Here is a 3,343-nt window from a genome sequence, read left to right as displayed (position 1 = left end):
GCGCTTCCAGTACAGACCGTACAGGAACGGGGCGAGGAATGCGCCTGCCAGAGCACCCCACGAGATGCCCATCAGCTGGGCGATAAAGGTGACATTGCTCTTGTACTGCACAATGGCAATGACCGCAGAGATGGCAATAAAGACGAAGATGAAGACGCGGATCGTCACGAGCAGCTTGCGCTGGCTCATGTTCTTCATAAATGTGCCGCCGAGGAAATCAATCGTCAGCGTGGAGCTGGACGCGATAACCAGAGAGGACAGCGTGGACATCGACGCGGACAGAACCAAGATGACAACCAGCGCGATGAGAATCGGCGCCAGATTGGAAAGCATCGTTGGGATAATGGAATCAAAACCATCTGCTTCGATGTTGACCTGATCCGAGAACAGACGGCCGAAACCGCCCAAGAAGTAGCAGCCGCCGGAGACAACCAGCGCGAACAGGGTGGAAATGACAGAACCCTTGTGAATCGACGATTCATCCTTGATGGCGTAGAACTTCTGTACCATCTGCGGCAGGCCCCATGTGCCAAGGCTGGTCAAGATGACAACGCCGAGCAGATTGAGCGGATCCGGGCCGAAGAACGAAGCAAAGACACCCGGCTGGGTGGATGCAGACGGATCGGAAATCTGTGCCAGACCATTGACGGCTTCCATAAAGCCGCCCTTGCTCAGCAGAACGGCGGCGATAATAATCACAATGCCGAACAGCATGATGATGCCCTGAATAAAGTCGTTGATGGCAGTTGCCATGTAACCACCGGCGATAACATAAATCGCGGTCAAAATCGCCATAAGGACGATACAGACGGTGTAGTCGATGTTAAATGCCATGCCAAACAGGCGGGACAGACCGTTGTACAGCGAAGCGGTGTACGGAATCAGGAACACGAAGATAATCGCTGAGGAGCCGACCTTGAGCGCCTTGCTGTCAAAGCGAGAGCCGAAGAATGCCGGCATCGTCGCAGAATCCAGATGCTGTGTCATGATGCGGGTGCGGCGTCCGAGAACGACCCAAGCGAGCAGCGAGCCGATCAACGCATTGCCGATACCGATCCATGTCGAAGCGATGCCGTATTTCCAGCCGAACTGACCGGCGTAGCCGACAAAGATAACCGCGGAGAAATACGAGGTACCGTAAGCAAATGCGGTCAGCCACGGACCGACCGAGCGTCCGCCGAGGACGAAGCCGTTGACATCCGTCGCGTGCCGACGGCAGTACAAGCCGATGCCAATGAGCACGGCGAAGTACACGAGTAAAACAATCAGTTTCATACGTAAACCTTCCTTTGTGAAACATAGAGCAGATACTTTGACGCTTTTAATAAATAAAGTATCTGCACGATACATACTTTATCACATAAAAGCGATAAAGTCAATAGGGAGACGGTTATTTCCAGAGAATTCGGAATTGAAGCGGGGTCAGACCCGTGCTCTTTCGGAATGCCTGAATAAAATGAGAGGTGCTGCAAAATCCGCAGTCCTCAGCGATCTGCTCCATGCTGTGTGAGGTCACTGTGAGCTGCTCTTTGGCGGCGCGCAGACGAACGGACTGTAGATATTGATGCGGGGTAACGCCGTGATATTCTTTGAACTTGCGCAGATAATAGCAGGTGCTCAGAGCGGCGCGCGAAGCGAGAGCGGGAATCTTGGTCTCTTTCTCGGCATAATGCGCTTCAATATATTGTGCCGAATCAATCATTGCCTGCTCCATCGTGTCCGGACGCTTTTCTACAGCGAGGGACGCGAGACCGGCGAGCAGCTGCTCGACATGAGCAGACACGCGATAGATATTGGCGTCCTGCTTGGCATCCGTGACGATTTGCGCACAAAATCGCTCTATATCGGCATTTTTGGCGGTTTGCATGACAAATCCATGGGAATCTATGATGTGAGCGACATAAGAGAAGCTGCACGCGCCGACAATATGAAACCAGCGAAAGCGGATCTCCGGAGAGGCGGCAAAATATTCGTGCGGCTCTCGGCAGTCGAGCAGGATGAGCATACCGGCATATGCCGTGATTTCCTGCCCGCGATAGCGAACCGTCAAAGCACCGTGATCGACAAAAATAGCCTGACAAATATTCACACAGGTTTCTCCGGCGCGGGCAAAGCTGTATTGGCAGTCGCAGTGATAGACACCGACATGCGGCGTGTGGTAGAGGGTTTGTTCGGTGAAGGCATCCGGCTCATGAAAGAAACGGACGGAATCCGGCAAAATACCGGCATCGATGCGCATACAAGATCATCCTCTCAAAAAGTATAATTTTTTGATATTTTTTATCAAGAAAATGTAGTGCAGTTGTTTTGTGAATAGTATATCATAGCATCACAAGGTTGAATACGAGAAAAACGCAGAAATTTTCCCGTTTTTTATCGCACAGAAATAACAAGCATAAAAATTTTTTGATATGAAATGGAGAGAAACGACATGAGTGAGATTCGCATCGGTTTGATTGGCGGCGGCTGGATGGGAAAAGCGCATACCACAGCTTTTCACAACGCAAAGATGATTTTCGGCGATGATATGCCGGTATTTGAAATGGTCAGCGATGTCACAGAAGAGGCTGCACAGAAATTTGCAGAGCAGATGGGATACGCGAGATATACCGCGGATTGGCACGATGTTGTGTCGGATCCGAACGTTGATTTGGTAGACGTTGCCACGCCGAACTGTATGCACTATGAGATGGCAAAAGCTGCACTGGAGCATGGCAAGCATGTGTTCTGCGAGAAGCCGCTGAGCCTGTCGGCACAGCAGTCCCGCGAGCTGGCTGATCTGGCAAAGGAAAAGGGCGTTGTCAATTACTGCGGCTTTTCCAACATCATGAATCCGGCAAACCAGTATGTGGCAGAGCTTGTCAAGTCCGGCAAGCTGGGAAAGATTATGCGTGTCCATGCGACATACGATCAGGATATGCTGCTGGATCCGAAGATCCCGCTGGCATGGAGACATATCAATAAGCTGGCAGGTTCCGGTGCACTGGGCGATCTGTGCAGCCATCTGCTTTCTGTTTCACAGATGATTCTGGGCGATATGGAAGCAGTCACAGCCGTACAGTCGATTGTCATTCCGGAGCGTCCAGTAAAGGCTGGCTCGTCTGAGATGGGAACCGTAGAAAATGACGATGTCATTTCCTTCCTCGTCAAGTATAAAAACGGTGCTATCGGCGATTTCTCTTCTTCCCGCGTGGCAACCGGCCGCAAGAACTATTTCTACTATGAGATTCAGGGCACCGAAGGCACGGTTGTCTATGATTTGGAGCGCATGTGTGAGGTACAGGTATACTTCAAGTCGGATGCTGACGTTGACAACGGCAGAGACTGCGGCTTCCGTACGGTT

The 3,343-nt window shown here is 51.5% G+C and carries 3 protein-coding genes; 1 reads left to right on the top strand and 2 read right to left on the bottom strand.

Annotated features, from left to right (window positions below):
• The coding region (locus tag ACR0P9_RS09560) for a sodium:solute symporter family transporter (RefSeq protein WP_432619577.1) at positions 1-1,275 on the bottom strand (1,275 nt) is incomplete at its 3' end.
• A gap of 115 nt (positions 1,276-1,390) precedes the next feature.
• Positions 1,391-2,239 carry a helix-turn-helix domain-containing protein gene (locus ACR0P9_RS09555; protein ID WP_432619575.1) on the bottom strand — a complete coding sequence of 283 codons (849 nt, stop codon included), beginning with the start codon at positions 2,237-2,239 and terminating at the stop codon, positions 1,391-1,393.
• Between the two features lie 192 nt (positions 2,240-2,431).
• On the opposite strand from ACR0P9_RS09555, the gene ACR0P9_RS09550 reads away from it, so the two are divergent.
• Positions 2,432-3,343 (top strand): Gfo/Idh/MocA family protein (locus ACR0P9_RS09550; RefSeq protein WP_432619573.1); only part of this gene is annotated, 912 nt, incomplete at its 3' end.

The sequence above is a fragment of the Butyricicoccus sp. genome (genome assembly GCF_050872565.1).
Lineage (GTDB): Bacteria > Bacillota > Clostridia > Oscillospirales > Butyricicoccaceae > Butyricicoccus_A.
The sequence above is the reverse complement of the archived record's forward strand: the minus strand, read 5'-3'. Positions and strand labels throughout refer to the sequence as shown.

What these genes read in the sequence shown, in the direction of transcription:
- ACR0P9_RS09555 (WP_432619575.1), bottom strand. Translation starts at nt 2,239, where the DNA reads ATGCGCATCGATGCCGGTATTTTGCCGGATTCCGTCCGTTTCTTTCAT.